Raw genomic sequence first — 24,427 nt, 5'->3', positions numbered from 1 at the left:
TCGGTCAAACCCGCTCCGGTGCTCCACCCCGGTGAAGGCGGGAAACCAGGCGGCTCACCGGTACGCCTCAGCTGGCCGGGCCAAGCTAGCGCGCCGCGGCGTACCCGTCTGTATCGGGATCGTCGGCATCCTGATCCACATCACCGCTAAGACCGCATCTCATTTGGGGTTGTTGTAGCGCCGGGTCGTTCGTTGTACGGGTGTGGGTGATGTGGAGAAGTACTGCCCGGACTCGTTGTGGCATCTCGCGCAGCCGCTACTGCCCGAGCATCCGAAACGGCATCAGGGCGGAGGGCGGCGGCGGATCAGCGACCGGATCGCGCTTGCCGCGATCTTGTACGTCCTGGACTCCGGCTGCGCCTGGAACAAGCTGCCGGAGTCGTTCCCGATTTCCTCGGCCAGCGCGCACCGCCGGTTCAGCGAGTGGGTCGTACAGGGGGTGATGGCCGCGCTGCACCAGGCGTTGCTCGACGTGCTCGGCGCTGCCGGGCATATCGACTGGTCGCGGGCCAGTATCGACGCTATGCACGTACGGGCGCTCAAAGGGGGGACCTGACCGGGCCGAGCCCGGTCGATCGCGGGAAGCCCGGCTCCAAGATCCACGCGGTCGGTGATCGGAACGGGCTTCCGCTGCATGCCGATATCTCTGCTGCCAACGTCAACGACCACAAGGTTCTGCCGGATATGGTCGACGGCATCACCCCGGTGCGCCAGCCGATCGGCCGGCCCCGGAAACGGCCGGCGAAGCTGCATGGCGACAAGGGCTACGACTACCGGGCCTGCCGGCAAGCCCTCGCCCAGCGCAGGATCAAGGCCCGGATCGCCCGCAAGGGCATCGAGTCCTCGACCCGCCTCGGCCGGCACCGCTACGTGATCGAGCGCTGCTTGGAGTGGATCACCCGGTTCCCGCGCCTGGCCCGCCGCTACGAACGCAAGGCTACCCACTTCCGCGGATTCCTGCGCCTGGCATGCGCTGTCATCTGCTACCGCCGCGCCGTCAAGCTGAACCTGCTGCCCAGCAACAACCCCAAATGAGATGCGGTCTAAGGAACGGTTGCCGCTAGCCCGGGTCGTCGATGTGCGTCAGCATGCTCAACAGCATCCGCGGGATCTGCCCGATCGCTTCGTCGAGGAGATGCTCGATCGCCGTCGCGTGCGGCGACGCGTTCACGTCGATCATCTTCACCCAGCTGGCCGGCTCGTAGCGGGCTAGTGAGGACAGCGCCAGCAGCACCGCCCACCAGGCCAGGATCGGATGCAGCGGTCCGGTCATGCTGCCCGCCGGTGGGGTGATGAAGACCTCGTTCTCGACCTGACCGACGTACCGGGCGCCGAGCCGTGAGCCCGGCTGCAGAATGGCGGGCTGCTTGCCGTCGACGAGTTCGAACTGCACGTCGAGGTTCGCGGCGAAGTCGTGCACCTGCCACGGCACGTCCCGGCCCGCCGTCCACGACAGGCCCCGCAGTGCTGGGTAGCGCGCGAAGTGCTGAGCCAGACCCTGCTGATCCCGGTCGTAGCGGTGCCGCACGGCATGCCGGACCCAGGCGAGCTTTGCGGTGTAGACGCGGTGGTGCGGCGGCCACGGCCCTGGCCAGAACATGATCGCGGACAGGGTCTCGGTCTTGTCGAGCGGAGCGTTAATCGACTCTGGGATCATCGGCCAGAGGTCGCCGAGCCGGACGTGTTCCTGTGGCACGAGTGCGGGGAAGTCGAGGACCCTGGCCAGTGCCTGGAACAGGCCGTCGCCGTTGGCGGAGACCGTCACGTCGGGCAGGACGGTCGTGTCCGTCACCGTGCTGAGCCCGTGGCCGTGGATGCGCCAGTTCGCGCCGATCCGGGGCGACGCGGTGACCACCGCCCTCGTTCCCTGCGACATCGCGTAGAACAACTGCAGCGGCCGGGTGGCCGGGTCGGCGCCACCGGCCGCGCGGACGAACTGCTCGCACTGTTCCAAAGCGGCCTGGAACGTGGCGCGGCGGGTGCCTCGACCGTTGCCGTTCGCATGCCCGGGCGGGTCATGGCGCAGCGATCGAAGGTCTCGCCAGGTCGAGGTGCTCACCGCGGCAACGTATCCCTGCAACGTGCCAGCGCACCAGGAGATTACCCGCGGCATCGACGGCAGCCAGTCCAACGGGCTGGCTAGCGCGGGCCGGTGAGAGGTTGCGGGCGGGCCGCTCGGACGTATCGCATCGCGGTGCCCGTCCTGGATGCCGAACAGGCGAATCAGCCGGACCGGGTCGGCGGTGACGGTGGCCTCGTGCAGGATGCGATCGGTGCGCAGGGCTGATGGGTCGACGCCGAGGCCGACTCGAGCACCACAACGTCAGCGGTCCGCGGCACGGCGGGTACCGCTCCTCGCCGCGCGAGTACGCGATTTCGGGATAGAATCATCGAATCCGTGAGCTGCTCATGAGATCGGGGAGTGCCTCACGCATTTCACCCACCTGAGCTACATCCCTCCACCGGCAGGATGACCTGCGCAAACCTCGGCCATCTGACGGCAGCATCATGAGGAACTCGCACGAACTCCAGCAGCATCCGGGCGATCACTCGGACGGCGGGAACCGGCCTGGCCATGCATTCGCGTGCCGGACACGACATCACGAACGGGTTCCCGGAAATCCGGGAAATCGTCTTCGCGCTGCGCGGCCGGCGGGCGGTTCTCGACGGCGAGCTCGTCGCCGTCGACCCGGACACGTCGCTGCCATCCTTCGCCCGGCTGTAGCGCCGCGTGCACGTCGGATCGCCCCGACCGGCCCTGCTGGCCGCGGTCCCGGTCCGGCTCTTCGTCTTCGACGTGCTGCATCTCGATGGGCACCCGACGATCCAGCTGCCGTACCACGAGCGGCGGGCGTTGCTCGACCACCTCGGCCTCGACGGCGACCGGGTGTGGGTCCCGCCCGCGTTCGACGACGCCGCCCACGCGCTCGACATCGCCGGCGGTGGCTTCGAAGGGATCGTGGCCAAGGTCAACGGCGGACGCTATCTGCCCGGTCGGCGCTCGTCGAACTGGCGCAAACACGTTTCTATCAGGGAGCCGGGCTGTTCGGCAAGGCCAACTGCCTGCGCAGCTGCACAGCCTCTTGCGCAGCCGTCTGCAACATCTGTCGGAGACGGCTGGCGCGCCCCCAGGTCCCGCTCTGTGACCCTACTGAAGGACAGCTCCCGCCCGAGCACGACGACGCTCCGGCTGCGTTCCGGCCGGTTGGCCAACATCCGCTCATAGCCGATGAGCGTGCATCCGGTCTTCGATTGTGTGATCGTTCGCGGGTGACGATCTTCCCCGACGTCCCCCGGGATGTCCTGCAATCTGCGGCGGCCGATCCCGCCTCCCCGGCCTGGAAGACCATCTGGGAAGCATCGTGTCACCAGGGAACGTGCTTTCCGGCAAGCGCGCTGCTCCTGCCCTGGCTCGCGCAAACCTGCGCCGCGTTCTCCGCACAGGAGCGCGAAGAGGCTCTGGCATTGGCGGGCTTCATCGCGGTGGACGCCACGGACGCTGACCGCGCCGCGTACGCCCGCGAGATCTCCGCCCTCCGCACGCTCGCGATCGAATCCCTGCGTAACGCGTCAACCGACACCATGTTCGTGTACTTGCAGCAGGCTGTGCTCGGCTTCGACTGCGACGAAGTCTGGGCCAAGGAACTCGACCGTATCAATGACGGAGAAGTCGACGTGCAGTGTCCAGAGTGCGAGGAGGAACTGGTCGTAGACCTCACATCCGACGACCCACTGATCAAACCAGGACTGTCCTCCGCGCTGGCCGTCCGTCTGCACGCTGAGGCCATCCGCGCGACCCGCAGCAACGTGGCCACCATGCTGCAACGCCTGTTCGGCCAACTCGCCTGCCCCGGCTGCGACACCCTGTTCCCGGTGGCCGACCACCTGGCCGGCGTCTCCTACGAGTGACCTCGCCTCATCGCCGAGCCACCGATCGAGCACGGCCTGGCCATCGGGACCGCACAATCATGTGCGCGCTCATGCCGCGCTCCGGTGCGACACGATGTCGCACGTTTTGAGTAGTTTCGTCGATGGGAGGTTCGGCTTGATGCCGAAGACGTGACTCCGGTCAGTGTCCTGGAGACCGGTCCCCGCTCCTGGCGTGCGTGGTCAGTAATGGCCGGGTGCGGAGCCCAGGGGAAAGCCCAAGGATGCCCGTTCCGACCGGGTGTCACAGGTGAGGGGAAGACCGAAAGGGTGAACGCGAGTGAATCAGTGGTGATGCCTCGTTACGGCAACTCCCCAGGTCGGGTCGTGGTCGTGGGGATGATGAGGAGCGGGCCGTTGAGAATCGGCAGGCGGCGATCGAGGACGGATCTACGGTCGTGTGGACACCGCTGCTCCCGGGGTAAAGCTGACACCCGACCCGGTCGTATCTCATACGTGTGGAACGTGGGAACCCCGTCAGGTCCATCACGGTTGTTTGTGGTGGTAGGCCAACCGTGAGGAAGGCGTAATCCCGTGGCGGGAACAGGACGCCCAAGAAGCGAATGCCGGTAGCCGAAAGGCGACAGGAAAGCGAACCGTACATGCCGGTCCTTCCCGTCGGCGGGTTCGTATAACTGGCCGGATACCGGGCCTGGTGCCCGGCTGCGAAAGCAGGCTGACGTGTGGCGGGTGAGCCTTTGAACAGAATGTCCCGAACCCACCAGAACCGAAGGGCAAGTTAGACGCGATGACAGCTTTTGCCTTCGATGTTGCGATGGCGGCTCTCGGAGCGAACAGACCGGAGGACAAGACCCTCGACTGGGACACGATCGTGTGGCCTGTGCACGAGGAGCACGTACGGCGGCTACGGGGCAGGATCTTCAAGGCGTCGAAGGCCGGGGACCTGACCAGGGTCAGGAACCTGCAGAAGATGACTGCGCCACGAAGCGCTCTGTTGTATCCCCGGCTCAGCCGGGAGGAATTCGAAGGGAGATTCCTGGACCCGATGCCTTACCTGGACCTGAAAGGGAAAGGGAACCACAGCATGGCAGAAAACTAGTGGCCGTGTCCAGGCGTAAGGAGCGGTGCATTAGGGGGTCCGCGCGGCACGGCTAAAGCTAGACTGCCTGAACCATAATCTCCAGAAGGTGCGACTGCACGCCCGCCGGAAAGACGCCTGAAACCGGTGCCGCATCCTGCGTTGGTCTCATTAGCTGGCCAGCGCACCCTCGGGATGCGGAGCGATGCCCAGCGAGGGTATTCAAGGAGATGAAAGTGGAGCCTAAACCGCGCTAGTACGTATGGCAGAGACGAACGTGGGATCGCCTAACGGGCGCGAGCCCTATGGTGACACAGGTGCCGTAGTAGTCGTGCGAGTAACGCCGCACCAAGGGGGACGGGAAGGCCGTCCGCAGGGCGAAGGGCACCAGGTGGCGGGATATCCGGATACTGAAAGGGTATGCGAAATGCAGAGCGCCGAAACGGTACTGGGTGTCCTCCGTGAACGCGGCAGGCGCGGCCTGCCGGTGGATGAACTGTTCCGACAGCTGTTCAATCCGGAGCTGTACTTTCTGGCATACGGGAACATCTACTCCAACAAGGGGGCGATGACACCCGGGCCAGACGGGGAAACCGCAGACGGCATGTCGCGGGGCGAGATCGGTCGCATCATCGATGCGATGCGCCACGAGCGCTACCGGTTCCAGCCCGTGCGGCGAGTCTACATTCCGAAAAAGAACGGGAAGATGAGACCCCTCGGGATGCCGTCCTGGTCGGATAAGCTGGTTGGCGAGGTAGTCCGTCTCCTGCTGGAGGCGTATTACGAGCCGCAGTTCTCCGGCCGCTCGCATGGTTTCCGTCGCGGTCGCGGCTGCCACTCCGCGCTGAGCGAGGTGGCGGAAACGTGGACCGGGACAGCCTGGTTTATCGAGAGCGACATCTCTGACTGCTTCGGAAGCTTCGACCATGAGGTCATGCTGTCGACCCTGGCGGAGAACATCTACGATAACCGGTTCCTGCGGCTCATCAAACAGATGCTCCAAGCCGGGTACCTGGAAGAATGGGAATACCACGACACGCTGAGCGGCGTTCCGCAAGGCGGAGTAGTGTCGCCCGTGCTCTCCAATATTTACCTGCACCGGATGGACGAATTCGTCGGGACAGTTCTCATGCCGGAATATACCCGGGGACAGCGCAGGGCATCCAACCCTGCCTACTTCAGGCTAAGGTCGGCAGCCCGACGCGCACGTACACGCGGCGACCACGCCAAGGCGCGGGAACTGCGTGCGCAGCAGCGCAGCCTGCCCAGTTCGGATCCCCATGATCCGGGCTACCGGCGGCTGCGGTATGTCCGGTATGCCGACGATGCCCTCCTCGGGTTCGCCGGACCGAAAGCCGAAGCAGAGGACATCAAGAGCCGCCTCGCGGCGTTCCTGCGTAACGATCTCAGGCTGGAACTCAACGAGGACAAGACCCTGCTCACGCACGCCAGGACCGGCGCTGCGTCCTTCCTCGGCTACGAGGCCACCGTCCAGCACAGCAGAACCCGCCCGCACGTCAACGGGTCCGTCTGGCTGCGCGTGCCCCTGGCGGTGATCAAGGCGAAATGCGCCCCGTACTTCCAGCACGGCAAACCCGAGCGCCGCACCGGGCTGCTGAACTTCGATGACTCACTCATCATCAGCACCTACGGAGCCGAGTACCGGGGCATCGTTCAGTACTACCTGCTCGCTGGCGACGTGTGGAGGTTCAACCGGCTCGAATGGGCCGCCAAGACCTCCATGCTCAAGACGCTGGCCGCCAAGCACCGCTCCCGGGTGTCCCGCATGGCCCGCAAGTACCAGGCCAAGGTCGACACCCCGCACGGGAAACGGAACTGCTTCGAGGCCGTCACCGAGCGGCCGGGCAGGAAACCACTGATCGCCAGGTTCGGCGGCATCCCGCTGAAACGGCAGAAGAAGGCGGTCATCGACGACCGCCCGGCAGTCCCGGCAACCACCCGCAAGGAACTGGTCACCCGGCTCCGCGCGGGCCGGTGCGAGTGGTGTCAGCGGCACGCGCCCGTGGAAGTCCACCAAGTCCGCAAGCTCGCCGACCTCACCCGGCCGGGACGACCGCAGCCCGCGTGGGCGCAACGCATGGCCAGGATGCGCAGGAAGACGCTCGTCGTCTGCATCCCCTGCCACCAGGCCATCCACGCGGGAACCCTCACCACTGCCACGGCATAGCCACTGGAGAGCCACGTGCATTGAAAAGTGCCCGCGTGGTTCGGACCGGGGGTCGGCGGAAAAGGACCTGCCCGCACGGCAGGCACCTCGCCGCCGGCCCACCGGTGTCGCTGCGGAGCTGGTCCAACACGCTGATCAGCGTGCGGCAAGTGACGCAACGCAATGCTGGACGCGCGACCGCAGGGGTGGACGGGCAGGTCGCGTTGACCTCCTCCGCCCGGATGGATCTGGCCGTGCTGGTGCACCGCACGGCGCGATCCTTCCAGCCCCAGCCGGTCCGCCGAGTGTTCATACCGAAAGCCAATGGAAAACGCAGACCGCTCGGAATTCCCGTGATAGCCGACCGCGCCCACCAGGCACGTGTTCGGAATGCACTGGAACCAGAGTGGGAGGCCCGGTTCGCGCCCCGAACATACGGGTTCCGGCCGGGCCGAAGCTGCCAGGACGCCATCGCCGTCATCCACGTTATGGGCTGCGGGAAGAACCCCCAACGCCGGTGGGTGCTGGACGCGGACCTGAGCGCCGCATTCGACCGGATCGACCATTCCCGACTATCAGCCGAACTCGGCACGTTCCCCGGCAGGGAAATGATCCGCCGATGGCTGAAAGCGGGCGTGTTCGAGAAAGACGCGGGATTCGCACCGACCGATGAGGGAACCCCTCAGGGCGGTGTCATTTCACCGTTATTACTGAATGTTGCGCTGCATGGGCTGGAGGAAGCGGCCGGAGTCCGTTACGAGGCGAGCGATCCGGCTCGCACGAAGCGAGGCTGCCCGGCCCTGGTGGTCTACGCCGACGACATGGTCGCCCTCTGCCACTCCCGGCAGCAGGCCGAGCAGGTCAAGACGCAATGCCGTTCAGATAAGGCTTCTGCCGAGGTCAGCGTGGTGAGCTGACGTCGATTGTGGAGGCCGGTACGGTGGCTGGCCGTGACGTCATCGATGGCGGAGGAACGGCTGTGGGGTCGGTTGACCGACCATGTCGGGTTGGGTGTGGTGTCGGCCCGGTTCAGTCGCGACCTCCTCGAGGAGGTCCTCAACCGCACGCAGCGGCGGGAGCAGCGGTCCCGGCGGCTGCCGGCGCACGTGATGGTCCGGTATGTGATCGCGATGGGGTTGTTCTTCGCCGAGTCGTACGACGAGGTGATGCGCAGGCTGGTGGGTAACCTGCGCAAACTCGGTTCTTGGGACGACGATTGGCAGGTCCCGACCAAGTCGGCGATCACCCAGGCCCGGCAACGCCTCGGTGTCGAGCCAATGCAGGCGTTGTTCGAGCGGGCCGCGGTGCCCCTGGCCACGCCGGGCACGAAAGGCGCCTGGCTCGGCCGGCGCCGGTTGATGGCGATCGACGCGACCAGCTTCGACGTGGCCGACACCCCGGACAATGCGGAACGGTTCGGCCGGATGGGGTCCGGGCCGAAAGCGTCGGCGTACCCGAAAGTGCACGTCGCCGCCCTCGCGGAGTGCGGCAGCCACGCCATCATCGGCGCGGTGCTAGGCGGCTGCCGGACCGGGGAACGCACTCTGGCCGCTGGCCTTGCCGGCGCGGTCGGCCCGAACATGCTGGTCATGGCCGACGCCGGCCTGTATTCCTACGAACTGTTCCAGGCGTTCGCCGCCACCGGCGCTGACCTGGCCTGGCGGATCGGCGCGTCGGTATCGGTCGGGCACCTGCGCTGGCTGCCCGACGGCTCCTACCAGGCGCTGATCTACGCTCCCGGCCTGAGTGCTCAGCGGCGGGCTCGGCTGGTCGAGCAGGCCAGAGCCGGCCACGATGTTCCCGCGGACCTGGCCCGTCTGGTCCGAGTGGTCGAGTACACCGTCCCCGACCGCAACCCTGACGGCGACCTGATCGTCGTGGTCACCACCATCACCGACCCACACGAGGCCCCGGCCAGGGACCTGGCCGAGGCCTATCACCAGCGCTGGGAGGAAGAATCCGCGCTGGACGAACTGAAAACCGACCTGCGTGGCCGCGGTGAGGTCCTCCGCTCCAAGACCCCGGACCTGGTCGAACAACAAATGTGGGGCCTGCTGCTGGCGCACTACGCCATCCGCGCGCTGCTGCTCGACGCCGCCGACCCAGCCGGTTACGACCCGGACCGGATGTCGTTCATCAAAGGCCTTCGCGTCGTGCGCCGCCAGGTCACCGACCAGGCGGCCATCACCCCCTGAACACCTTTCCGACGCCCTGACCGACGCGCTCACCGAAATCCGCAGCCAGCCCAACCCACCCCGCCGCGACCGGACCTGCCCCCGCGTCATCAAACGCGCCCGACACAACTCCTACCGCGTCAAACGCCCCACCGACCGGATCACCTGCCATCCCGGCCCACCCACACCGTTACTGGCCTGCCCAGACGGCCTTATCTGAACGGCATTGGGTCAAGACGCGCATGGCCGAGTGGCTGGCCCCGCGGGGCCTGTCATTCAACGAGGCCAAAACACGGATCGTGACACTGGAAGACGGGTTCGACTTCCTCGGTTTGTGACTGATCAGGTGGTGGCTGCGGCGGTGGGTAGCCAGGGATGGCCGGTGGCGAGTTCGGTGAGGGCGTTGATGATGTTGCGGCCGTGCGCGGCGGCGGTGGCGAGGTAGGAGCGGATCAGCGTGAATTGCTGGGCTCCGTCGAGGGTGCGTAAGCAGCCGGATACTTTCTGCCGGATTTTGACCATGCGGATCTGCCGCTCGGCGGTGTTGTTGTCGAACGGGGACCGCAGATCGGTCGCGAAGCGCAGGTAGTCGTCGATCCGGTCGCGCATCCGCCGGGCCAGGGCAGTCAGTTTCCGGCCGGTCTTGCAGGTCTCGTGCTGGTGGTCCTTGACCGCGACCAGGGCGGCCTGGCGGAACAAGCCGGTCTGCTCCGCGAGGAGCTCCGCGTCGATCCCGGTCCGGCCCGCAGCGCGGGCGGTGTCAGCGGCGGTCTTGAGTGCCAGCAGCGCGTCTGTCGCTTGTCCGGGCCACACCGCCTCGGGTGCCAGTTCGCCGGCGGCGGCAAGCTCGCGCAACAGATGCGCACAGCACAACTGGTGTCCACCCGGGGTGTAGGTGTCGTACGGGGCCCACGCGTCGTGCACGGCGATCCCGGTCATGCAGCCCATGATCTGCCCGGCGTCGATCCCGGCCCGGCCACGCTTCGGATGGACCCATACCAGGGTGTATTTGCCGGTGGTAGCCACGTGCACCCAGTGCAGCCGCCCCGCGACCCGCAACCCGGACTCGTCGACATGGACCACGCTCGCGCTGCTGAGCGCGTCACGGACCTGATCGACAAACTCCGAATCAGCCAGGACGTCGCTGGCACGAGCGTGCGCGGCAGCGACCGCGCCGGCCGACATCGCCACCCCGAACAGATCCGCCATCGCCTGCGCGGTCCGCGCCTGCGCCCCGAACAACGCCTGCTGCAAATACACTGCGGCAGCCTGGGCCCGGGGCCCGTACTGCACCGGGGCATCGACCCCGTCCGGCGCCCGGCCCGCGGTGACCTGCCCGCACCCGCACCGGCGCGACACGATCCGATGCTCGCTCACCCGCACCCCGATATCGGGCAGCTCGAACACCTGCCGCACCACCGTCGCGGCCAGCGGGGCACCACTCAGGTCATCACCGCACCGGCCGCAGCCGGCCGGTTCATGCGTGATGCGCTCGTGCGGGTCGGTGACCTGCCGCAGCGTGCGGCCCTCATGGCCGGGCTGCCCGCCCGGGCGGCGACCCGACCGCTGCCGCAACGACCTCGGCACCGGCTTCCCCAGGCCGTCCGACGACGGCGGCTTCGACGAGTTCGACGAGTCCTGCCCGAGCCGGGCCCGCAGATCTGCGTTCTCCGCCCGCAACACCGCGTTCTCTTGCCGCAGCCCGCCGTTCTCACGCTCAAGCGCACCGATCCGAGCCTCCAACCGGGCAAGCCGCTCAAGCAGCTCCACGATGGACGGCGATCCGGACACCCGATCATGATCCAGCACAAACCACGCAGGTCAAGTCAACCCGCCGACCAACACCTGATCAGTCACCTCGGTTTTACGATCCGCAGGCACGCCGGCAAACTGATCACCAGGCCGAGCAAGGCCGCCGTCAAGCGGGTCAAACACCGCCTGGCCGTCGAAATCCGCGCCCTGCGTGGCGCGAACGCGGCGGCCGTCCTCGCGAAGATCAACCCGATCGTGCGGGGATGGGCGAACTACTACCGGGGTGCGGCGTCGTCCAGGATCTTCGCGGCCCTGGACCACTACCTGTGGCAGCTCACCTACAAGTGGGCCTGCTTCAGCCACCAGAACAAACCGAAGTCCTGGATCATCTCCCGGTACTACGGCCGGTTCAACCCCGCCAGCCAGGACCGGTGGATCTTCGGCAACCGTGACAACGGTGCCTGGCTGCCCCGGTTCGGCTGGACCAAGATCGTCCGGCACAGTCTGGTCCTCGGCGCAGCGTCTCCGGACGACCCCGCCCTGACCGACTACTGGGCCCGGCGGCGCGGCAAGAACCCGCCCCTGCTCGACCGCAGCGTCCTGATCCTGCTCGCCAAGCAGCACGGCCGCTGCGAACTCTGCCAGGGACTCCTCCTGCACGCCGACCACGAGCCACGCAGCCCAACCGAATGGGAACAATGGCACCGGGCCACCCGCAAAGCGATCACCAAGCACCACGTGATCGCCCACACGGACGGGCCCGCCCAGGACGACACCCGCCTGGTTCACTCACACTGCCAGCGCCGGGCAACCGGCGCCCGCAAAGACCCAGCCAATCTCTACGCCTGACACGCCCTCCGGGGCTTGCTTGAGCCGTATGCCGCGACGAGTGGCATGCACGGATCTGAGGGGGCCCCGACGCAGCAATGCGTCGGGGCTACCCGACGTTCCTTGGGCTAACCGGTAGGATGGTCGGTGCACGTGGCCGGGCTGGTTCAGGTGCTCGGGAGCCCGGGGTGCTCTGGGGGCTGGGCCGAGTCTGCGTCGGCGAATCTCCTAGAGCGGACCGGGGTAGCGGTGCGGCGGCGTGACGCTATGGCTTGTGCTATTCGGTGCTGGACGGCGTAAGGCGGGTCTGGATCTCGACGCGGTGGCGGAGGTAGTCGTCGTGGGAGCTGCGGGCGATTTCGACGGCGCGGGCCGCCAGCGGTCGCAAGTCGGCCGGGTATGCCTCGGGCGTCAGGTTCAGGCCGGGCAGGATGCAGCGGCGGAGGTCGAGGTCGTCGTCGGCGACGAAACGGCGTAGGGCGGTGTCCGCGTAGCGGCGGTCAAGGTCGTGATAGCGGGCCTGTTCCTCGATGCTTTCCGCGGTCGGGGTGCGGGCACCGGCGAGGTAACGCAGCGGGACCATCGTCCAGTACCAGGCCCGGGCAGCGCCTGCGGCGTCCGGAGTCGGGCCGTTCTCGAGGTGGGCGAGCAGGCCGAGGCGCACGCGGCGCCGGCCGAAGGCTGACACGGCCGGCTGGACGAGGTCCCGGACGAAGCTCGGGTCCGGCTCGTGGACCGCGGCGCGGATCAGCGGCTCATACCATTCGTCGGGCACCGGGCCGGCCTCGCTCGCCTGCTCGACCCGGACGGCGACGGCAAGGCTGACGGCCCGTCGGGCGCGGGCCCGCCAGAACCGCCGACCCTCGTCGAGCCCGGGTGCCTCCGCGCCGACGAGCGACAGCAGATCGCGCAGCATCATCTCGTATGTAGCTGACCGGTCGACGGTGCGCCCGGGCAGTTGCTGGAACCCGACGGCACCGTCATTCGTGGACGTCACCATCGAACCATATCGACAGCACCGAACGCTCGACCGATTGGCCGACACCGCATGATCACGTTTCCGGATCTGCCGCCGGTAGTTTGCGCCACTCGGCGGTACCGTCACGCTGGCGCGGCGAGGGCAGCTCGATCAGAAGATCTCCAGCTGTCCCGGGAAGCACGGCCGGCGGGTCGGGCGGGGGCAGGAAATCGGCGGCTTCGACTACGAGGCGGTCGATCGTGTCGACCGGGATCACGAAGGCGATATCCCACGCCTCGTCGTCCGAGCCGATCAGCGCCGTCGCGGTGTCGTCCTTGTTGATACACCAGTGCACCGGGACGCCGGCAACATCGCCGATCTGCAACGAGCGGCGAGAGGTCCAGTCAGCTTGACGAATCGAGCGCAGCTGGCCGAGCTGGCTCAGATGCGCGCGGAAGTTGAACTCCCACGACGGCGCTTGCAGCTTCACCCGCATGACGGCGGGATCATCGCCGCTTTGCTCGACCGACACGTCAACCATGACGGCAAGGATGGCAGCAGAGACTCTCCGCGCGGAAGCTCGGCGACCGGCCGGTGGCTCGTCACCGACGGTGAATAGCCCGGCGGGAGCCGGGCTTCCGATCGTGCCGATGACAGCGCACGGGACTTGCTCACCGAAGATCGGCGGGTGTTCGGCACCATTGGCGAATGGGGATCATCGCCGGAGTCGGTGTCGAAGCCGTGAGGATCGGTGACGTACGCGAAGAGGTCGAACGGCGGCTTGGGCGTCCGGTTCATGACCGCGATGACTCTGGGGCCCTTGCCTGCCGAGCCGTCTACGACACCACGGACCCGATGCTTGTCGTGACCTACGACCGGGAAGACGTTGTTGAACTCGTCGAGGTCGGCTACGGCCCGGAAGACCAGGTGTTCTTCGAAGGGGCAGCTGACTTACCGGTTCATGGACGAGGTGATCGCCGAGCTGGCCGCCAACGGACACTCGAGCACTCCGTCGGACATCGGGTTCGACATGCCGGCTGGGTTCGCGATCTTCTCCATGGCGTCGCTGTCGGCCCGAGATCTGGACCCGGGCGCGCCCGAGGAGGACAGCCGCCTCGTCGTCGAGGGGGTGGCCATTGCGCCGTATTCGTACTTTGCCGCTGACAAACCGCCGGTGAACGGGACCATCGAGGAACTCGAAACCTGGCTGCGGCATCGACGCGTACTTCCGATGGAGTCGTGACGGCTGGAAACGATGGGTTTCTCGTCGGTCATGACCAATGAGACCCGTGTCGCGATGCCTCGGCTGGACAGGACTGCACGCAAGGGCGGATACGACCATCGACAGTGACGTCGTGCGGATACCGCTCGACACGGTGTGGCCTGTAACGAGGATCGTGGATCAGACCGCGGGATGCGAACTCATGCCGCGTAGGTTCGCCACTCCTCCTGCGGAATGCGACTTTCGGACGTATCCCAGCAGCGGTCCGCCCAACTCGTGGCCACCATCACCGGTCGGCTCAACACGAAGTCGCCGGCTCGCTGCACCCGGAGAACCAGCCCGAGTGAGGCCGAACACGGATCGGCAGCCTGGGAGTACTGCCCCTTTCTGCCCAACGCCTCGAGGTACTCGGTGAACCGATCCTCCAAACGCGATGGCGTCTGCCCCACCAGGCGCATCCCATCCAGGAACACCTGTGGGCCACGCAATGCATCGACAGCGATACCCGCCAGGCGCGTCGACGCGTCGTAGTACGTGGTGACCGCCGGCCCACTGAAGCTCGGGCCAGGGCTTGGCGCATGCGAGAAGACCGCCCACTTCTCATTGCCCGGGCAACCCGCCGAGAAGTCAACTCGCAAGACGCCGTGCACCGCCACACTGACCTGCTCGTGCGTCATGCCGAACGCCAACGGGCCGACGCGATCAAGAGGCACGAACGACCATGCCGGCCGTTGCTCCTCGGCCAGCAATCCCCAGACGTCCGTCGCCATGCTTCCGGTTCTGTTGGCGTGGGCTGTGCGGCATCGTACTACGTCGAACGGGTCTCCCGGCTGTGACGGCAAGAGAAGCCGCGGGCCCACTGGGTGATCTCGACGTCCGGATCTGCCGCGACCCGCGCGGCACCTCCCAGCGACGGACGACCGACTCCGCCGATGTGCGTGCACTCGGTCGGCACTGAGTCGCGAATCCGGGCCCCGGTCGTGGGTCGGGACCGCCGTTCAGCGCCGGAGTATTACGCCGTCCCTGAGGGCGCGCCGCAGGTTGGGCAACGACCCGCGTCGGTGCGGACCGGTCGGCCACCTGACGGCAGTCGGCCCCGCGCCGCGAGGGCCAGCGGCATCGAAACCAGGCCGACCGTCAATACCAGCACTGACGCGGCGACCATGGATGACCACGCCGGGATGACGGGCCTGCCGGGGCCGGCGTCGTCGAGCATCGCACCGAGCGGGTTCAGTGCCAGCATGCCGATCGGCGTGAGCAGGATCAGCAGCGCCCAGACGCCGCGGTAGTCGTGCCGGGCGGCCAGGCCGAGCGCGAGCAGCGTCCCGCCGATCAGCAGTGTCACCGCAGCGGCCGGCAATGCCGTCGCGGCGGCTTCGTAGTAGTAGTCGCCGGAGAAGACGAAGCGCGGCGCGGCGCTGGCAGCGACCGGCACGCTCGCTGCCGCGGCGGCGAGCGGTATCAGCCGAACCCACCAGGACTGCGGCCCGGCCGCGCCGAGCGCGACGATACCGAGCACGAGCTGGGGCAGCAGCACGAACAGCGGCGGCCGGTAGGTTTCGGTCAGCATCGCAACGCCCGCAGTCACCAGCACGGCCAGGCCGACCGCCCACCGGAACCACCGGCCGGGTGCGACAACGTGCACGACGACGGCCAGCAACCAGGCCGCCCACACTGGGACGCCGAGCGACAAGAAAGGCCCGCGCTGCCGAAACCACGGCGCCCAGGGCACCACCGCCTCGAAGATCGCCCACCCGGTCGCGAACGCGGCCAGCGTGGCCAGCGCGAGCACGCCGGCGAGCCGGAAACCGGGACCGAGGCCTTGCGCGATTCGCAGGTGCTGGCGCAGCCCACCGACCGCGAGGTCCACGACGTCGGCGGCCGAAGGTCTCTTGCGGTCGGGCGCGGCCAGGGACAGGTAGGTGTCCACCAGCTCCGAACCACGCTCCCGCCGATAGTCGGCCGGATAGAACAGCGCCGTCCAGCGCGCATAGCGGCGTTCCAGATCGGTCATGGCCGAGCCTCCCTGGTCCTGCCCTTCCGGGCGGTCATGCCGGCGTTCCGCCGGGCTCACGCGACCCCTCCACTGAGGCGGGGCGCAGCCTGGATGGCCCGCAACCGCGCGGTTGCGGCATCGACGTTGCGGCGCATGCGTTCGGTCTCGGCGGCCAGCACCTCGCCGCCGGGCTCGGTGAGCTGGTAGTAGCGACGCAACCGGCCTTCGACGATCTCCTCGTGGTCAACGCGCACCAGGCCGGCGTCGACCAGCCGGTCGAGCGCCCCGTACAGCGTGCCGGGCCGCAGCGAGATACGGCCGCCGGACAGCCGATCCACCTCGGCGATCAAGCCGTACCCGTGCAAAGGCTCACCGGCCAGGGCCGTGAGGATCAGAAACGTGGGTTCTCGCAGCGGGGTCTCCACGCGAGCCAATATATCGGCTGCGAAGGTATGACGAAAGCGCGCCACCGCCCGGCACAACTCGGATACAGATGCGTCGTCGCCGCATCCGGAACCCTGTTCCAGCCACACGTCGACGGCGGCGCGCCCGGATGGCGGCTCGATCCACTGGGGCGTGGAAGCTCAGCGTCCGCTCATGCCGCAGGTGTTGCGCAGCGTCAGGACACCGCTGGTAACAGCGAGTGACAGGCTCGACGGGCCCGAGGCTTCCTGTCCTGCCGAGAATCGGATGTTGCCGGGCGGTCAGGTGGCAGTCGGGGTGTAACGCCACCCCCGTGCAATCAACCTTGGTGTTCCAGCGGGCGCCGGCTCTGCCAGTTTTTGTTTGGGTCCAACATGTCGAGGGCGGAACCGCCTGGAACCATCAGAATCATGACGACCTTCCGTCTGCTGCGGCAGACGAATCGCTCCTCGCGATTCGCTCAGGTCACTGTCGAGGTAGCGGCATCGAGCCGGTCCGAGGTCGAGGTGACCGCCATCGCCGCCGACGAACACCGGCGTGAAGCCGAACTGGGCGCTCGGTGGGCTCTGCGCGGCCTCCCCGCGGCGGCGAAGGTGACCGTGACAGACGTGGTCATCACTGAGGTCGACACCAGCACAGGCGATGTCTACGAGGCCACTGCCCGCGCCGTGTGGCAGGCGCTGCGCGTTGAGCACAGGGCGCCGTACGCGGGCTTCAGCGATCCCGAGATGGTTGCGTCGTGGCTGAAGAACATGTTCGGCCGACGGCTCGACGCCGTGACGGAGGCCCGGCACTGGTACCAGGGACGACGTGAGCCCGACGCCGAGAGTCTGCTGCACGCTTGGCTGTTCTTCGAATATGTGATGCCGGTCGGTCTGCACGGCCGCGCCGATCAACTCCTGCTCGCGAAGGAGGATCCATACCGTTCCTACGACATGGACGAGTACGGAGAGACCAGGGTCGGTCCGGCACAACCTCCGGACATACTTTCTGGGTCCATCGGGGCCCTGCTCACCGACGGCGCCGTGATCGTCGGGCACGACGGTGACGCGGTCTGCGCTGGTCTCGTGCTGCGATTCGAGAACGGCGACCTCGTTATCGGCACGCTCGGCGACGAGTGGGTCCTCGCCGTCGGCTCGGTGCCGGCCCCCGCCGCTCACTACTGGGCTCTGCAGCCCTTCCTACGCGGCGCTGACCGGAACGGTTGATCCGGCCATCTCGCCGGTAGTCCGGTGCGGCCGGCTTGCTACCGCCCAGATCGCAGTAAAGGCCATCCGCCGCGGACGGTGCGCGAGGGGCGGCCCGAGTTCGTCACCGACCGTGACCAGTTTCCGCAAGGCCGAGGCTTCCCGTGTTTCGATAAGCGTTTCGTCGGGCGCCGGCTTTGCCGGTCGGGAGTTGCTCTGTTCACTCGCAGTGTTCCTCCAGAAGTGCGGCGCCCTCGATTGGGCGTCCAAGCATGCCGCGCGCGGCGATGCTCGGATCAGCGCCTCGCTCCAGCAGGTGTGATCTCAATATCGTGGCGTGAGGAATTGGACCAGACGGCGGTGCCAGACCAGCAACGTGGCCGGGGTGACCAGACGATGCCCACGCAGCCAACCGGGAAGCAACCGCGTCAACCCGGACAGCACCGCCCGGTCCGGCCACAACGGTCGCGGCCGGCCGACCCGCCGGCGCAGGACCGCGACCTCATAGCGCAGGACGAACAGCTCCGCGGTCTTGACGGCGTCGCTGCGCGATAGCCACACAAGCCAGTCGAACACTTGAACCATGATCAGATACAGCAGCCGAAACACCATCACCTGATCGTCCATCGCCAGGCAAAACCCCAGCTCAATGCCGTGCAACGGGTTATGGCACGGCACAGGGTACTGCTGCTCGAGCAGCCACGGAGCGTTCGCGGCTAGGCCGACCTGCTGTTCCCCGCGGTGAACGCGGTCAGCCTCCGGCCCTAGAACAGCCACCGGCCGGCCGTCCCGGCGCTGAAGAAACTCGCCGGGCCGTGGCATGGCGACGCGACGACCTTGCTGTCGTCTCCGAGCATCGCGGCGAGGATCCAGGCCACGTCGGGTTGACCGCCAGGTCCTGTATCGGGCCGTGGCCGCCCGGGATGAGCACACCGTCGAAGTCTGCCGGATCTATCTCCTCCAGCTTGGCCGGCGCGTCGAGCGGCGCCTGCACCTTCGCCAGGGAGGAACTCAGCTCGGCGACCTTCTCATTGTCGTCGTTGTTCACCTGCAGCGACAGGCTCGACTCGTCCGGCACCGGGACCAGGCCGCCCGGGGTAGCGATCGTCACATCCACCCCACCCTCGACGAGGATGCGATGCGGTGCGGCGAACTCCTCGGCCCAGAACCCGGTCGGGCGCTGCCTGCCGTCCTTCTGGCTCCATTTCCGCGCGGCGGTGAGAACAAACGGCACAGATGGCATGACTACCTCCGTTGATCCACAGATGAATCGCCTGTGACGATTGCCGCGCCCAGCGTCGCCCGCGCTCACCAGCGTGTCGATCGGGCCTTTCCGCCGCGTGGAAGCCACTGGGGACCCGGCGCCGGCCGCTTGCCCGCGTTGATGTGGTCGGCGAAGCCAGCCGCCAGCGCGACCAGCGCAACATCGAGGCAACAGTGAGGTCGCCATCCGCCTGGGAAACCCGGTCCGCACACTGACGAAGACCGTTGCTAAATCGCACAGAGTAGCCGATGCAAGACGGCATTCGTTACTGTGCGAAGATGCATACCGCCGAACTCGTAGAGCGGATGACCGAACGCGACGCCAGCGGCATCGCCCGGTGCCTGGCAGGGCTGATCCACGATCGCGCGCTGCCGGCCGGTGCTCGGTTGCCCACCGTGCGGAAGCTGGCTACGGCCCTCGGGGTCAGCCCGACCACCGTCTCCGAAGCGTGGCAGGAGTTGCAGCGCCACGGCCTCATCGAGGCACGCGGCCGGGCCGGCACCACGGTGAGCTACGACCCGCGGCCGGCCGCTGAGAGCCGGTTCGGGTCGCTGCAGCCGCGGCGGCCCGGCCGGCTCGACTTGTCCACCGGAACGCCCGACCCGGCGCTGCTGCCTTCGCTGCGCCCGGCGATGACCACGGCCCCCGGCGACGCCCGCATCAGCTCCTACTTCGATCCGCCGGTGCTGCCCGAGCTCGAGGCCCTGCTGCGGGCCGACTGGCCCTACGAGGCCGGCGAGCTGATGGTGGTCGACGGCGCGATGGACGCGATGGAGCGGGTCATCGCCGAGACGGTGCGCTACGGCGACACCGTGCTGGTCGAGAACCCCACGTTCCCGGCGATCCTCGACCTGCTGCAGCGGGCCGGCGCCGCCGTGGTGGGCATCCCGCCCGGGCCCGACGGGCCGGACCTCGAACCGTTGCGGGAGGCGCTGGCCGGCGAGCCCGCGTGCCTGATCCTGCAACCCCGCGCGCACAACCCCACCGGGCACCGCTTGACCGGTCGGCGGGCTGCTGGGATCGCTGCGCTGTTGCCCGAGCGCACCATCGTGATCGAGGACGACCACAGCGCGGCACTGTGCCAGAGTCCGCTGGTGAGCCTGGGCGGCCACCGGCCGGAGCAGACCGTGCACATCCGCGGCTTCTCCAAGGCGCTCGGCCCCGACCTGCGCCTCGCCGCGCTGTCGGCCCCACCGGCTGTCATGCGCCCGCTGGTCGGCCGCCGGCAGCTCGGCCCGGCCTGGTCGAGCCGACTGCTGCAGGCGATGCTGGTCAACCTGCTCACCAGTGATGTGTCGCGCGCCGAGGTGGCCGCCGCGCGAGCCGCCTACGCCGAACGCCGACTCCGGCTCACCACCGCCCTCGCGGCGTACGGCATTGCGGTCGAGGGGCATGACGGGTTCAACCTGTGGCTGCCGGTGCGCGACGAGTCGGCCGCGCTCGTCCACCTGGCCGGCCACGGGGTCACGGTCGCGCCGGGTTCGCCGTTCTGGGTCAACGGGCTGCCGCACGCCCCGCACATCCGGATCACTGCGGCGTGCGTGACCGATGGCTTCGACGAGCTCGGCCTGCTGCTCGCCGAAGCCGCCCAGCTCGGTTCCTACGCGCTGCGCCCGGCCCGGTAGTACCGGTCGGCGACATCAAGGGCGTCGTCCAGGATGGCCAGGCCCTCGCGTATTTCCTGCTCGCTGGCCGTGCACGGCGGCACGACGTGCGTGCGGTTGAAGTGGGTCATCGGCCAGAGCCCGCGCTGCTTGCACGCCGTGGCGAACTCGTTGATCGGCTGTGCGTCGGCGCCGGTGGCGTTGTAGGGCACGAGCGGCTCCCGGGTGTCGCGGTCGCGCACCAGTTCCACCGCCCAGAATACGCCCAGGCCGCGCACCTCGCCGACCGACGGGTGCCGGTCGGCCAGCTCGGCCAGTCCGGGGCCGATGACGTCGGTGCCGAGCCGGCGGGCGTGCTCGATGACGCCCTCGTCGTAAAAGATGTTGATCGAGGCGACCGCGCTCGCGCAGGCGAGCGGGTGGCCGGAGTACGTCAGTCCGCCCGGGTAGACCCGCCGCTGGAACGTCTCGTTGATCGCGTCGTTGATCAGTACTCCGCCGAGTGGGATGTAGCCGGAGTTCACGCCCTTGGCGAAGGTGATCAGATCGGGTGTCACGTCCCAGTGGTCGACGGCGAACCACTCCCCGCAGCGGCCGAACCCGGCCATCACCTCGTCGGCGACCATGACGATGCCGAACTCGTCGCACAACTCGCGCACGCCCTGCAGGTATCCGTGTGGCGGCACGAGGACGCCGTTGGTGCCCACGACTGTCTCCAGCACGATCGCGGCGACGGTGTGCGCACCTTCGACCATGAGCAGGTCGCGCAGGTGCTGCAGAGCCCGTTCGCACTCCTGCTCCGCAGTTGTGGCGTGGAATGCCGAGCGGTACAGGTACGGCCCCCAGTAGTGCACGACCCCGGCGATTCCCGGCTCGACGCCCCAGCGGCGTGGATCGCCGGTGAGGGTGAGCGAGCCGGCCGTCGCGCCGTGGTAGCTGCGGTAGGCGGCGAATACTTTGTGTCGTCCGGTGTGCAGCTTCGCCAGGCGAATCGCGTTCTCGTTGGCCTCGGCGCCGCCGTTGGTGAAGAACACCCGGTTCAGGTCGCCCGGCGCCACTTCGCAGATCAGCCGGGCGGCCTCGCTGCGCGCGTCGTTGGCGAAGGCCGGCTGGATGGTGGTCATCCGGGCGGCGTACTCCTGGATCGCGGCGACCAGCTTCGGGTGCTGGTGGCCGAGGTTGACGTTCACCAGTTGGGCGGCGAAGTCGAGGTAGCGGCGGCCGTGGTAGTCGGTGAAGTAGCTGCCCTGGGCCGAGGCGATCGGCAGCGGGTCGATGAGCGCCTGGGCAGACCAGGAGTGGAACACGTGCGCGCGGTCGAGCCGTTGCACCGTTTCGGCATCGGCCGGGATGGTGGCAAGTGGGTTCATGGAGGCCTACCGGGTCCGGGGGAAACCGAGGTCGACGGTGGAGGTGGCCGGGTCGGGCCAGCGGGAGGTGACGACCTTGCCGCGGGTGTAGAAGTTGATGCCTTCCGGGCCGTACATGTGCGTGTCTCCGAAGAGCGATGCCTTCCAGCCTCCGAAGGAGTAGTAGGCCACCGGCACCGGGATCGGCACGTTGATGCCGACCATGCCGACCTCGACGTCGAACTGGAACTGGCGGGCCGCGCCGCCGTCGCGGGTGAAGATGGCGGTACCGTTGGCGTACTCGTGGGCATTGATAATGTTCAGGGCATCTTCGTAGCTGTCGGCGCGCACCACCGACAGCACCGGGCCGAAGATTTCGTCGTGCCACACGCTCATGTCGGGCCGCACGTGGTCCAGCAGCGTGGTGCCGAGGAAGAAGCCCTCGGCCGGCACGTCGGCGGTGCGACCGTCGACCACCACGCGGGCGCCGGACCGCTCGCCGGCGGCGATGTAGCTCGCCACCCGGTCGCGGTGCTCGGCGGTGATCAGCGGGCCCATGTCGGTGTCGGGCTCGGCGCCGTCGCCGACCTTCAGCTTCGGTAGCCGGGCGGCGATCGCGTCGACCAGCCGGTCGCCGGCGTCTCCCACCGCCACGGCCACCGCCACGGCCATGCAGCGCTCACCGGCCGCGCCGTAAGCGGCCGAAACCGCGGCGTCCGCGGCGAGGTCGATGTCGGCGTCGGGCAGGACGACCATGTGGTTCTTCGCCCCGCCGAGGGCCTGCACCCGCTTGCCGTGCCGGGTGGCCGTCTCGTAGATGTACCCGGCGATCGGAGTGGAGCCGACGAAGCTCACCGCCTTGACGTCGGGGTCGGTCAGCAGCGCGTCCACGGCCTGCTTGTCGCCCTGCACCACGGTGAAAACCCCGTCGGGCAGGCCGGCCTGCTGCCACTTGCGGGCCAGCCACAGCGCCGCCGACGGATCCTTCTCGCTGGGCTTAAGCACGAACGCGTTGCCACAGGCGATCGCGTTGGCGCACATCCACAGTGGCACCATGGCCGGGAAGTTGAACGGCGTGATGCCGGCGACCACGCCGAGCGGCTGCCGGATGGAGTACACGTCCACTCCGGTGGACGCCTGCTCGCTGAAGCCGCCCTTGAGTAACTGCGGCACACCACAGGCGAACTCGACGTTCTCCAGCCCGCGGGCGATCTCGCCGTGCGCGTCGGCGAGCACCTTGCCGTGCTCGGCGGTGATGATCTGGGCCAGCTCGCCGGCCCCGTCGAGCAGCAGTTGGCGGAAGGCGAACAGCACCGCCGAACGCTTCGACAGCGACGCGCTGCGCCACGCCTTGAACGCCGCCTTCGCGCTCGCAACGGCTGCCGCGACCTCGCCGGCCGAGGCGAGGCCGACCTCGCCGGACTGCTTACCGGTGGCCGGATTGAACACAGGGCTGGTGCGGCCGGAGGTGCCGGCGCGGGCCGCGCCGTCCATCCAGTGCGGGATGCGGTTCGCCATGCCGAGGACAGTACGTTACACGCAATGCTGACACAATTGTCATTTTGTTACTGGTACAAAAGATCGCGAAGCTAGCGGGTTAGGACTGACTGCGCGAACGCCTCCGTCACAGCGGTAACCGCAGGTGAGTTGCCTGCCGCCGCCCGGTGCGCTGTGAACACAGCACGGGACGGACGGCCCGGAAATTCAAGTCGATCGACGCGGGGCCGCTCTCTGCGAAGGAGCAACTCTGGAACGACAGCGATCGCGTGTCCGGTCTCGACCAGGCGCACCTGGACCAGCAAATCGGGGGACTCATATTGGACGCGAGGCTCGACGCCCAGGTCCCGGCACGCCGCAACTGCCCATTGCCTCGCGTCGCTGCCCTCGGGCTCCATGACCCAGGCTCGCGCGAAGATCAGCTCACCGACCGGCCCGTGTCCGGTGCCGGGGGAGACGACAAGCACAAGCGGATCCTCGAACAGCGGCACCAGCGTGATCCCGGCCGGACGGGCGACTGGACGTCCGGGGTACTCCTCGCCGAGAACGAGGTCGTGCTCCCTCGCTGCCAGTGCCGGCAGAGCTCGGGCCGGATCGATGTGACTGACCACGACACGCAGCTTGGGATGAGACGAGGCCAGTAGGTCGAGCGCCGTCGGCAACACCGAGAGCGCCGCGGTCTGGAACACGGCGACGCGGATCGTGCCGGCGGCCGTACCGCGCAGTCGCGCGAGATCCGACTCGGCCTCCTCCATCCGCGCCAGGATCTCGCGTGCATGCTCGGCGAGCGCGCGGCCCTCGCGCGTCAGCACGAGGCCCCGCCCGGCCCGTTCGACGAGAGACACCCCGACCTCCTGCTCCAGCACCTTGAGCTGCTGCGACACCGTGGACGGGCTATAGGAGAGGGCGCCGCCGACGGCGTGCACCGTCCCGGATCGCGCCAACGCATCCAGCAGTGCAAGGCGATTCGCGTTCAGCACTCGTAACATCCTCCGTTCGATTTCTTCGAATGGTATCCGCCACAAATGTGCGATGGACTC

24 protein-coding genes are annotated in these 24,427 nt (G+C 67.9%); 12 read left to right on the top strand and 12 right to left on the bottom strand.

The genetic code is table 11. From position 1 onward, the window contains the following. Positions 1–211 precede the first annotated feature (211 nt). Positions 212–1,035 (top strand): IS5 family transposase gene (locus ACQPY0_RS19915; RefSeq protein WP_432995303.1). Its coding sequence is split into 2 segments (ribosomal slippage): positions 212–544 and positions 547–1,035, totalling 822 coding nucleotides; the frame shifts between segments, so codons are not numbered across the junction. Positions 1,036–1,060: 25 nt separating this feature from the next. On the opposite strand, the gene ACQPY0_RS19910 is transcribed toward ACQPY0_RS19915, so the two are convergent. After that, positions 1,061–2,059 (bottom strand): YaaC family protein, encoded by a 999-nt coding sequence (locus tag ACQPY0_RS19910; RefSeq protein ID WP_432990936.1) that lies wholly within the window; start codon positions 2,057–2,059, stop codon positions 1,061–1,063. 516 nt (positions 2,060–2,575) lie between these two features. Between ACQPY0_RS19910 and ACQPY0_RS19905 the strand changes: the two genes are divergently transcribed. The 7 genes from ACQPY0_RS19905 to ACQPY0_RS19875 all read left to right on the top strand — a co-directional run bounded on the left by ACQPY0_RS19905 (position 2,576) and on the right by ACQPY0_RS19875 (position 9,328). Then, positions 2,576–2,725, top strand: a complete 150-nt coding sequence (locus tag ACQPY0_RS19905) for a hypothetical protein (protein WP_432990933.1) — start codon at positions 2,576–2,578, stop codon at positions 2,723–2,725. 6 nt (positions 2,726–2,731) lie between these two features. Next, on the top strand, positions 2,732–3,226 hold the full coding sequence (locus ACQPY0_RS19900; RefSeq protein ID WP_432990930.1) for a hypothetical protein: 495 nt from the start codon (positions 2,732–2,734) through the stop codon (positions 3,224–3,226). A gap of 44 nt (positions 3,227–3,270) precedes the next feature. Next, positions 3,271–3,909 carry a hypothetical protein gene (locus ACQPY0_RS19895; RefSeq protein ID WP_432990927.1) on the top strand — a complete coding sequence of 213 codons (639 nt, stop codon included), beginning with the start codon at positions 3,271–3,273 and terminating at the stop codon, positions 3,907–3,909. Between the two features lie 766 nt (positions 3,910–4,675). Continuing rightward, entirely contained in the window at positions 4,676–4,987 is a 312-nt protein-coding gene (locus ACQPY0_RS19890; protein WP_432990925.1) for a reverse transcriptase N-terminal domain-containing protein, read from the top strand. Between the two features lie 406 nt (positions 4,988–5,393). Further along, a complete protein-coding gene (locus tag ACQPY0_RS19885) occupies positions 5,394–7,154 on the top strand; it encodes a reverse transcriptase domain-containing protein (protein ID WP_432990922.1) in 1,761 nt (586 codons plus the stop codon). A gap of 140 nt (positions 7,155–7,294) precedes the next feature. Then, positions 7,295–8,050: a reverse transcriptase domain-containing protein gene (locus tag ACQPY0_RS19880; RefSeq protein WP_432990919.1), complete on the top strand. Its 756-nt coding sequence runs from the start codon at positions 7,295–7,297 to the stop codon at positions 8,048–8,050. A 45-nt stretch (positions 8,051–8,095) separates the two neighbouring features. Continuing rightward, entirely contained in the window at positions 8,096–9,328 is a 1,233-nt protein-coding gene (locus tag ACQPY0_RS19875; RefSeq protein ID WP_432995276.1) for an IS4 family transposase, read from the top strand. Positions 9,329–9,649: 321 nt separating this feature from the next. Here the strand turns inward: ACQPY0_RS19875 and tnpC are convergent, their stop codons facing one another. Beyond that, positions 9,650–11,098: an IS66 family transposase gene (gene tnpC / locus ACQPY0_RS19870; protein WP_432990917.1), complete on the bottom strand. Its 1,449-nt coding sequence runs from the start codon at positions 11,096–11,098 to the stop codon at positions 9,650–9,652. A gap of 6 nt (positions 11,099–11,104) precedes the next feature. Here tnpC and ACQPY0_RS19865 point away from each other — a divergent pair, with 6 nt between their 5' ends. Further along, positions 11,105–11,908 carry a group II intron maturase-specific domain-containing protein gene (locus ACQPY0_RS19865; protein ID WP_432990914.1) on the top strand — a complete coding sequence of 268 codons (804 nt, stop codon included), beginning with the start codon at positions 11,105–11,107 and terminating at the stop codon, positions 11,906–11,908. A gap of 256 nt (positions 11,909–12,164) precedes the next feature. Here ACQPY0_RS19865 and ACQPY0_RS19860 read toward each other — a convergent pair whose 3' ends face one another. Both ACQPY0_RS19860 and ACQPY0_RS19855 read right to left on the bottom strand, forming a co-directional pair. Then, positions 12,165–12,884 carry a hypothetical protein gene (locus ACQPY0_RS19860; protein ID WP_432990912.1) on the bottom strand — a complete coding sequence of 240 codons (720 nt, stop codon included), beginning with the start codon at positions 12,882–12,884 and terminating at the stop codon, positions 12,165–12,167. Positions 12,885–12,939: 55 nt separating this feature from the next. Then, the gene (locus ACQPY0_RS19855; protein WP_432990909.1) at positions 12,940–13,386 is read right to left on the bottom strand and encodes a hypothetical protein; all 447 of its coding nucleotides are present in this window, start codon (positions 13,384–13,386) and stop codon (positions 12,940–12,942) included. Between the two features lie 420 nt (positions 13,387–13,806). On the opposite strand from ACQPY0_RS19855, the gene ACQPY0_RS19850 reads away from it, so the two are divergent. After that, the gene (locus ACQPY0_RS19850; protein WP_432990907.1) at positions 13,807–14,088 is read left to right on the top strand and encodes a hypothetical protein; all 282 of its coding nucleotides are present in this window, start codon (positions 13,807–13,809) and stop codon (positions 14,086–14,088) included. A 179-nt stretch (positions 14,089–14,267) separates the two neighbouring features. On the opposite strand, the gene ACQPY0_RS19845 is transcribed toward ACQPY0_RS19850, so the two are convergent. From ACQPY0_RS19845 to ACQPY0_RS19835, 3 genes are all read right to left on the bottom strand, one after another. Further along, positions 14,268–14,837 carry a hypothetical protein gene (locus tag ACQPY0_RS19845; protein WP_432990904.1) on the bottom strand — a complete coding sequence of 190 codons (570 nt, stop codon included), beginning with the start codon at positions 14,835–14,837 and terminating at the stop codon, positions 14,268–14,270. A gap of 242 nt (positions 14,838–15,079) precedes the next feature. After that, positions 15,080–16,141, bottom strand: a complete 1,062-nt coding sequence (locus ACQPY0_RS19840) for a hypothetical protein (RefSeq protein WP_432990902.1) — start codon at positions 16,139–16,141, stop codon at positions 15,080–15,082. Then, entirely contained in the window at positions 16,138–16,488 is a 351-nt protein-coding gene (locus ACQPY0_RS19835) for a PadR family transcriptional regulator (RefSeq protein ID WP_432990899.1), read from the bottom strand. Before ACQPY0_RS19835 ends, ACQPY0_RS19840 begins: the two co-directional genes overlap by 4 nt. A gap of 408 nt (positions 16,489–16,896) precedes the next feature. Here ACQPY0_RS19835 and ACQPY0_RS19830 point away from each other — a divergent pair, with 408 nt between their 5' ends. Next, the gene (locus ACQPY0_RS19830) at positions 16,897–17,694 is read left to right on the top strand and encodes a hypothetical protein (protein WP_432990896.1); all 798 of its coding nucleotides are present in this window, start codon (positions 16,897–16,899) and stop codon (positions 17,692–17,694) included. A gap of 303 nt (positions 17,695–17,997) precedes the next feature. Here the strand turns inward: ACQPY0_RS19830 and ACQPY0_RS19825 are convergent, their stop codons facing one another. Together ACQPY0_RS19825 and ACQPY0_RS19820 are read right to left on the bottom strand one after the other, a co-directional pair. Further along, positions 17,998–18,333 carry a hypothetical protein gene (locus tag ACQPY0_RS19825; protein ID WP_432990894.1) on the bottom strand — a complete coding sequence of 112 codons (336 nt, stop codon included), beginning with the start codon at positions 18,331–18,333 and terminating at the stop codon, positions 17,998–18,000. A gap of 91 nt (positions 18,334–18,424) precedes the next feature. Beyond that, entirely contained in the window at positions 18,425–18,916 is a 492-nt protein-coding gene (locus ACQPY0_RS19820) for a hypothetical protein (RefSeq protein WP_432990891.1), read from the bottom strand. 299 nt (positions 18,917–19,215) lie between these two features. Between ACQPY0_RS19820 and ACQPY0_RS19815 the strand changes: the two genes are divergently transcribed. After that, positions 19,216–20,562, top strand: coding sequence for an aminotransferase class I/II-fold pyridoxal phosphate-dependent enzyme (locus tag ACQPY0_RS19815; protein ID WP_432990888.1), 1,347 nt, complete (start codon positions 19,216–19,218; stop codon positions 20,560–20,562). On the opposite strand, the gene ACQPY0_RS19810 is transcribed toward ACQPY0_RS19815, so the two are convergent. The 3 genes from ACQPY0_RS19810 to ACQPY0_RS19800 all read right to left on the bottom strand — a co-directional run bounded on the left by ACQPY0_RS19810 (position 20,538) and on the right by ACQPY0_RS19800 (position 24,367). Further along, positions 20,538–21,911 (bottom strand): aspartate aminotransferase family protein, encoded by a 1,374-nt coding sequence (locus tag ACQPY0_RS19810; protein WP_432990885.1) that lies wholly within the window; start codon positions 21,909–21,911, stop codon positions 20,538–20,540. The genes ACQPY0_RS19815 and ACQPY0_RS19810 overlap by 25 nt on opposite strands. Positions 21,912–21,917: 6 nt before the next feature. Further along, positions 21,918–23,408, bottom strand: coding sequence for a CoA-acylating methylmalonate-semialdehyde dehydrogenase (locus tag ACQPY0_RS19805; RefSeq protein ID WP_432990883.1), 1,491 nt, complete (start codon positions 23,406–23,408; stop codon positions 21,918–21,920). Positions 23,409–23,479: 71 nt separating this feature from the next. Beyond that, complete coding sequence (locus ACQPY0_RS19800; protein ID WP_432990881.1) at positions 23,480–24,367, bottom strand: LysR family transcriptional regulator; 888 nt, start codon at positions 24,365–24,367, stop codon at positions 23,480–23,482. Positions 24,368–24,427 lie beyond the last annotated feature (60 nt).

Origin of the sequence: Dactylosporangium sp. CA-233914 (assembly GCF_050942935.1) — a bacterium.
Classification (GTDB): Bacteria; Actinomycetota; Actinomycetes; order Mycobacteriales; family Micromonosporaceae; genus Dactylosporangium.
The sequence above is the reverse complement of the archived record's forward strand: the minus strand, read 5'-3'. Positions and strand labels throughout refer to the sequence as shown.

Bases quoted from the DNA above. Each gene is read 5' to 3' on its own strand.
- ACQPY0_RS19865 (WP_432990914.1), top strand. From the start codon at position 11,105: ATGATCCAGCACAAACCACGCAGGTCAAGTCAACCCGCCGACCAACAC.
- ACQPY0_RS19810 (WP_432990885.1), bottom strand. From the start codon at position 21,911: ATGAACCCACTTGCCACCATCCCGGCCGATGCCGAAACGGTGCAACGG.
- ACQPY0_RS19905 (WP_432990933.1), top strand. From the start codon at position 2,576: ATGCATTCGCGTGCCGGACACGACATCACGAACGGGTTCCCGGAAATC.
- ACQPY0_RS19815 (WP_432990888.1), top strand. From the start codon at position 19,216: ATGCATACCGCCGAACTCGTAGAGCGGATGACCGAACGCGACGCCAGC.
- ACQPY0_RS19845 (WP_432990904.1), bottom strand. From the start codon at position 14,837: ATGGCGACGGACGTCTGGGGATTGCTGGCCGAGGAGCAACGGCCGGCA.
- ACQPY0_RS19830 (WP_432990896.1), top strand. From the start codon at position 16,897: ATGACGACCTTCCGTCTGCTGCGGCAGACGAATCGCTCCTCGCGATTC.
- ACQPY0_RS19855 (WP_432990909.1), bottom strand. From the start codon at position 13,386: ATGGTTGACGTGTCGGTCGAGCAAAGCGGCGATGATCCCGCCGTCATG.
- ACQPY0_RS19805 (WP_432990883.1), bottom strand. From the start codon at position 23,408: ATGGCGAACCGCATCCCGCACTGGATGGACGGCGCGGCCCGCGCCGGC.
- ACQPY0_RS19890 (WP_432990925.1), top strand. From the start codon at position 4,676: ATGACAGCTTTTGCCTTCGATGTTGCGATGGCGGCTCTCGGAGCGAAC.
- ACQPY0_RS19850 (WP_432990907.1), top strand. From the start codon at position 13,807: ATGGACGAGGTGATCGCCGAGCTGGCCGCCAACGGACACTCGAGCACT.
- ACQPY0_RS19885 (WP_432990922.1), top strand. From the start codon at position 5,394: ATGCAGAGCGCCGAAACGGTACTGGGTGTCCTCCGTGAACGCGGCAGG.
- ACQPY0_RS19820 (WP_432990891.1), bottom strand. From the start codon at position 18,916: ATGCCATCTGTGCCGTTTGTTCTCACCGCCGCGCGGAAATGGAGCCAG.
- ACQPY0_RS19875 (WP_432995276.1), top strand. From the start codon at position 8,096: ATGGCGGAGGAACGGCTGTGGGGTCGGTTGACCGACCATGTCGGGTTG.